The sequence below is a fragment of the Mesorhizobium sp. M1334 genome, from assembly GCF_040317995.1.
Lineage (GTDB): Bacteria > Pseudomonadota > Alphaproteobacteria > Rhizobiales > Rhizobiaceae > Mesorhizobium.
Genome location: NZ_JAMYLM010000061.1, coordinates 1 through 6,563, shown reverse-complemented (window position 1 = coordinate 6,563; position 6,563 = coordinate 1). Strand labels below are relative to the sequence as shown.

Below are 6,563 nucleotides of genomic sequence, written 5' to 3'. Positions count from 1 at the left end.
CGCCCGCCATCCCGCGGTTCAGTTCAATCAGGCTTCAATGTAGTCGCGACCCGTGCGAGCCCGTACCATCGCGCCCGCGACCACACAGAACCCTCCAGATTCATGAGAGGTCGGCTGTTGGAGGGGCCGGCCATGAACAGGGATTGGCAACTCGATCTGGAGCGGTGGCTTGAGCCGTTCGTCTCGGCGTTGAGGCACAAGACGCGTGCGCGGATGTGTCCGGCCTATATTGCTGGCCTGATTGGCCCTGGGGATCGCAAGAGCGTCCAACCGATGGCGGCGCGCCATGCAGGCGTCAACTGTGACCAGCTGCACCACTTCATCGCGAGCGGCGTGTGGGATGCTGCGCCGCTGGAGAAGGTGCTGCTCGCGGAGGCCGACAGACAAGTTGGCGGGAACGATGCGTGGCTGATCGTGGACGACACCGCGCTCCCCAAGAAGGGGCGCCACTCGGTCGGCGTCGCGCCGCAATATGCCTCGGCGCTTGGCAAGAACGCCAACTGCCAGACGCTGGTGTCGCTGACGCTGGCCTCTGGCGAAGTGCCGGTCATGGTGGGGCTGCGGCTGTTTCTGCCCGAGAGCTGGACTTCCGATCCCGCCCGGCTCGACCGTGCCGGTGTGCCCGAGGACCATCGTGCCTACAGGACCAAGCCCGAAATCGCGCTGGCCGAGATCGACCGGGCTCGCGCAGCCGGCTTACGCTTTGGCTGCGTGCTCGCCGATGCCGGATATGGTTTGAGCGCCCCCTTCCGGCAGGCGCTCACCGAGCGCGGCCTTACCTGGGCCGTCGGTATCCCGTTCAAGCAGAAGGTCTATGCCGCCGACGTGGCGATCTTCCCGGTTGCCGGACGCGGCCGCCCGCGCCGCCGGCATATCCCCGATGTGAAGTCGATGACCGCGCAGGCGATGCTGGAAAAAGCCCAATGGCGGACGGTCAGTTGGCGGCGTGGCACCAAAGGCCGCCTCTCGGCGCGCTTCGCCGCTGTCCGTGTCCGGGTTGCAGATGGCCCACCCCAGCGCATCCGCGACATGGGCGCTCAGCATCTGCCCGGCGAGGAGGTCTGGGTGATCGGCGAGCACCGCTCGACCGGCGAGCGCAAATACTACCTCTCCAACTTGCCCGCCGACACCCCGCTCAAGCAGATCGCAGGCGCCATCAAGGCGCGCTGGGTCTGCGAACAGGCGCATCAGCAGCTCAAGGAGGAACTTGGCTCGACCACTTCGAGGGGCGCTCATGGACGGGCCTGCACCGGCACGCGCTGATGACGATGATCGCCTACGCCTTCCTGCAATCTCGCCGCCTCAAACAAGCGGGAGGGGGAAAAAAGAATCCTCGGCCCGCCGCCCCAACCGAGCCTACCCGCCGTCAGGCAAGCCATCCTCACCGCGCTCGCGCAGCCGCCCCCAATCCGTTGTCCCCACTGCCGCAGAACCCTCTCCGGTAAAAATCTGCCAAAGTAGTGCTAGTACCGCTTCCAGTTTCTTGCGAGCCTGGATAGCCGCCCGGGTCTGGGCGAAAAGAAGCATGAGTACGCTCGCGCGATATCCAGAGCCCAGCTCGACCGACAAACACTAACGCGGGCTTGCCGCTTCTATACGTTCCGGCGTCAGCCCCCGATACGCTTGCAGAGTCGGAGACTTCAGACACACCGATTATCGGCATCAGCCACACCAAACACCCCCTGATAACATTTGCTCGTGCTGTGCATGACTATTTGTACGGTTGATTTGGAGCTTCCCCGGCCGCTAGCGTTTTAGGCCAATGAGAGCGATCGCTGTCGGACCTTAGCGGAGGCGCTGAAGGCCATCTGGGGAGCCGCCGTAAGCGTGCCGGTGCCTGTTGCTGCTGTCAACCGACAATTAGTAGGCCAATAACTATAAATCTAGCGAATGGGAGAAGAATTATGAGTGTGAAAGCAATAGCACGATCCTTTGGAGGGCTGCTGGTAGCATGCGCCCTCATTGGTACCGCGAACTCGTCGGATAAACTTCCAGGTACCGGTATCTCTGTGCAACCCTCCGATCAGAATTACGCTGACGAATGGTTTGAAAGAGATATCGTTAGCATGGGACTTGAGGATCTTGGTTATGACGTAAAACCGTCTGCCTCCATGCAGCTTCAGTCGGCCATACTCTCAGTTGGAAATGGGGACGCAACCTTTTACGCTACATATGACGATCCCCTGCACTCATCTTTTTGGGAGAAAGCTGGAGGGAGCGCAAAGCTTCAGCCGGTCGGAACATTGGCCGAAAACTTCCTTCAAGGCTACTTAATCGACAAGAAGACGGCCGACGCATACAACATTAAGACAATCAACCAGTTTAAAGACCCTAAGATCGCAAAACTGTTTGACAACGACGGAGATGGCAAAGCCGAACTTTATGGATGCCAAACGGGTTGGGGATGTGAGAGAGTTATTGAGCATCAGCTAGATGCTTATGCCCTTCGCGATAACGTACAACACCTTCAGGGTAGCTACGAAGCGATCATCGCCGACGCTATCGAGCGTATCAAAGCCGGTACGCCAACGTTATACTATTCATGGAGTCCGATGTGGTTGAGCACGGTTCTCACCCCGGGCAAGAATGTCGTTTGGTTGACGGTCGACCATACCGCTCTTCCGAAAGAACTTGAAGGCGCTAAGACTGTTGTTCCTGGAATTGGCAACTTAGGATTTACCTTCTTTTCTGAGCGTGTAATTGCCAATACAGCTTTCCTGGACTCAAATCCGGCAGCGCGGAAGTGGTTGGAACTGCTTAAAATTCCTCTGGAAGACATTAGCGCCAACAGTCTTCGGGTACACGAAGGGCACGGAAGCCCAGAAGACATTCGCAAGAATGCCGAAGATTGGAGACAGAAACACCGGGCGCAATGGGATGCCTGGATCACCGAAGCAAAGGCCGCGGCTAAATAGCGGCCAGCCGGTCGCCACTGACTTTCTCAGGGCCGGGGGTGGGTAAGTGGAGGAGATCTACTTGCGCTCCCCGGCTGGACAGCCCCTCGGGAAGCCTCACCGCTGCCGAGCGTTTTGCCTTTCAGGACATCAGGATGACTCGACCTCGAACTGACCCTGTATCCAGTGCTTCTAGAGTGCCCAGGGTAATGGCCGGAGTCTTGCTCACCGGACACGGCGGGTTCGACAAACTTGTGTATCGGAACGACCTTCCCGTGCCAACGCCGGGTGTCGGGGAGGTTTTGATTCGCGTTGCCGCCGCGGGAGTGAATAACACCGATATTAACACCCGTATCGGCTGGTATTCAAAATCGGTAAAAAGCGAAACAGCAACAGGTGGAACTACTGGTTTTGCCTACGTCGAAGACACGGACGCAAGCTGGTCTGGCACGCCCATGTCGTTCCCCCGGATTCAAGGCGGAGATTGTTGCGGTTACATCGTGGGTGTAGGCGAAGGAGTGGACTCGCGAAGGGTTGGCGAGCGGGTTATTGTCCGAAACGTATTTCAGTCCTACGTTGGCTATCGCCCTTGGGAGATCTGGACATTTGGCTCCGAGGTAGATGGCGCATTCGCGGAGTACACCAAAGCGCCGTCGCGTGAGACTTATCGAGTTGAGTGCGATTGGTCGGACGTTGAACTAGCATCAATGCCATGCGCATACTCCACGGTCGAGAATATGTTGCAAAGGGCCCACGTCCAGGCGGGTGACCACGTACTCATAACCGGAGCGTCTGGTGGCGTCGGTTCGGCTGCAATCCAGCTTGCGAAGCGTCGTGGTGCTTCAATCACTGCGGTTGCGACCTCAGCGAAGTCTGAGGTGATGCTGCAATTGGGGGCAAATCGGGTGCATCCCCGCGGTGAGAGTATTGTGGACGCTCTCGGGCGGAATTGCATTGACGTAGTTCTCGATGTGACTGCTGGTCCGGACTTTAGAGAACTTCTCGAGGTACTGAAACCGGGAGGCAGATATGCCGTGGCGGGTGCAATCGCTGGCCCTATCGTCGAACTTGACGTGCGGACGGTTTACCTCAAGGATCTGACATTGTTTGGTTGCACTTTCCAAGATGAGGTCGCGATAAAAAACATCGTGTCTTACATCGAGCGCGGCGAGATACGTCCACTAGTATCAAAGTCTTATTCGTTGAAAGATATAGTTGTTGCACAAAAGGATTTCCTTGCGAAAAATTTTAGCGGCAAGCTAGTTCTTAGAGTTCCTGAGTGAAGGGTAATCGAATGATAGAGCTCAAGATCAACCGCATCGATGTTTTCAAGGTGGATATGCCCTACGTAGGTGGCGTCTACACGTTGTCCGGCGGGAGGGAATATAGCAGCTTCGACACTACGCTCGTGAGGATCACCACCAACGATGGCATTGAAGGGTGGGGTGAAAGCACGCCATTTGGCCCGACCTATATTGCTGCGCACGCTTTAGGTGTGCGTGCTGGCATTGAGGAGATCGCTCCCAGCCTCATTGGTTTGGATCCACGAAGGGTCGATCGTGTCAATGAGATTATGGACGCCTCACTTGTAGGGCATTCTCACGCCAAGACGCCGTTAGACGTCGCTTGCTGGGACATCTTTGGAAAATCTGTCGGATTGCCCGTTTGTGACCTGCTTGGAGGGCGCACAAGCTTCGCATTGCCCGTGATTTCGTCAGTGGGAGCAGCTAGTCCCGAGGAAATGCGCCACCGCGTCGCCGAATACCGAGCAAAAGGATATCGCGGACATTCCGTTAAAATCGGCGACGATCCAGCACTGGACGCTGCTCGCATTGAGGCTTCGTTGGCTGATAAGCGGCCGGGGGAATTTTTCATTGTCGACGCTAACGGTGGCATGACTGTGGAGTCCGCACTTCGCATGCTTCGACTGTTGCCAACCGGCCTTGATTTCGTGTTGGAAGCCCCATGTGCGACATGGCGGGAATGCGTTTCGGTACGAAGACGTTCAACCGTGCCAATCTTTTTTGATGAGCTGGCGATAGACGACCCCAACATCATTCAGCTTATTGCGGACGACGCTGCAGAGGGTATAGGTCTCAAAATCTCGAAGAATGGCGGCCTTACCAAAGGGCGACGTCATAGGGATATTTGCGTCGCCGCCGGATATACGATTAGTGTGCAAGAAACGACCGCTTCCGACATAGCAATCGCGGCTATTGTGCACCTTGGCCAAACAATACCACAAAAGAACCTGCGGTGCGTACTAGCCACCCGGGATTTTGTTGGTGTGAAGACCGCTGATGGACCCTTTGATGTGCGCGATGGTCTTATTACTGCTCCCGATCTGCCGGGGCTAGGGATTATTCCTCGTATGGATGTTATTGGCGAGCCGGTGGCTAGTTATTATTGATTTGTGACCTGAGGGCCTGACCCTCCTACAGATAATTGCGATTGTAAGCGGTGCTCTCAGGCTACGGCCCTAAGCTCTGCAGCATGTCGTGGCGGTGGCCTCGAGACGGCCGCGGATTGGGCATAGCTGCTACTATACATCGGCAAATGACGCTTCGCTTGGCCTAGAGCGGGATGAATTTAGGTTGGGGCATATCCGGCCTCAGTGAAGTAATTTCTGCATTCGGTTGAAGTGACGGTGCCGAGGATTTGGCCGATGGCGTCACAGACGGTCTCAACCGTTCGGCTTGCAGCCTTGCGCAGCCAATGCTTGAGCTTGGCGAAGAGCTTCTCGATGGGGTTCAGGTCGGGCGAGTATTTGGGCAGCAAGAACAGCCTGGCGCCGGCCGAGCGGATGGCGCGGCGCACGGCCTTGCCCTTATGCGAGCCGAGATTGTCCATGATGACGATGTCGCCGGGCTTGAGGATTGGGACAAGAACCTCATCGACATAGAGCTGGAAGCGCTCGCCGTTGATCGGTCCGTCGATCAGCCATGGCGCTTCGACACGGTCGTGGCGCAGCGCTGCCAGGAAGGTCATGGTTTTCCAATGGCCATGCGGCACCTTGGCTTTGATCCTCTCGCCGCGTGGCGCCCATCCCCTGAGCGGGGCCATGTTGGTTTTGGTCCAGGTCTCGTCGATGAACACCAGACGAGAAGCATCGATGCGATCCTGATACTTTGCCCACTGTGCCCGCCGGCGTGCTACATCCGGGCGATCCTGCTCGGCCGCGATCAGCGTCTTTTTTTGTGGCTGAGCTTCTCGACGTGGACGAACTCCCACACCGAACGGTAATCGACCTTCAGGCCGCGATCGCCAAGTTCGGCCACAAGACCGCGTAGCGTGAAGTCCGCAGCCCGGCAGCGCAGCAGCAGCCACTCCCGATGCTCTCCGGCAATCTTCTTCGGTCTGTGCCCACCCATCTTGCCGGGCGCAAGACTGTTCGTTTCGCGCAACCGGCTCACCCATCTGATGACGGTGCTGATCCCAACCTCAAAGCGCACTGCCGCCTGCCGCCGCGACAGGCCACCCTGCTCAACTGACGCAACAACCCGTTCGCGAAGATCCATCGAGTAAGGCTTGCCCATCCATGCTGACCTCCTTGCCCAGCATGAAGGTTGAATCTGGAGGGTTCTGTGTGGTCGCGGGCGCGATGGTACGGGCTCGCACGGGTCGCGACTACATTGAAGCCTGATTGAACTGAACCGCGGGATGGCGGGC

General features: G+C 57.6%; 4 protein-coding genes and 1 pseudogene. 4 read left to right on the top strand and 1 reads right to left on the bottom strand.

What is annotated here, in order from left to right; all coding sequences use genetic code 11:
- Nucleotides 1-98: 98 nt before the first annotated feature.
- From NKH17_RS33145 to NKH17_RS33130, 4 genes and pseudogenes are all read left to right on the top strand, one after another.
- Nucleotides 99-1,445 (top strand): annotated as a pseudogene (locus NKH17_RS33145) (IS701 family transposase).
- A gap of 459 nt (nucleotides 1,446-1,904) precedes the next feature.
- The gene (proX, locus tag NKH17_RS33140) at nucleotides 1,905-2,915 is read left to right on the top strand and encodes a glycine betaine/L-proline ABC transporter substrate-binding protein ProX (protein ID WP_352973521.1); all 1,011 of its coding nucleotides are present in this window, start codon (nucleotides 1,905-1,907) and stop codon (nucleotides 2,913-2,915) included.
- Nucleotides 2,916-3,049: 134 nt separating this feature from the next.
- Nucleotides 3,050-4,177, top strand: a complete 1,128-nt coding sequence (locus NKH17_RS33135) for an alcohol dehydrogenase family protein (protein WP_502910659.1) — start codon at nucleotides 3,050-3,052, stop codon at nucleotides 4,175-4,177.
- Nucleotides 4,178-4,188: 11 nt separating this feature from the next.
- Entirely contained in the window at nucleotides 4,189-5,304 is a 1,116-nt protein-coding gene (locus NKH17_RS33130) for a mandelate racemase/muconate lactonizing enzyme family protein (protein WP_352973519.1), read from the top strand.
- Nucleotides 5,305-5,483: 179 nt separating this feature from the next.
- On the opposite strand, the gene NKH17_RS33125 is transcribed toward NKH17_RS33130, so the two are convergent.
- A protein-coding gene (locus NKH17_RS33125; RefSeq protein ID WP_352973518.1) for an IS630 family transposase occupies nucleotides 5,484-6,430 on the bottom strand; the annotation gives its coding sequence in 2 pieces (ribosomal slippage) (nucleotides 5,484-6,089 and nucleotides 6,092-6,430; 945 coding nt in all).
- Nucleotides 6,431-6,563: the final 133 nt, after the last annotated feature.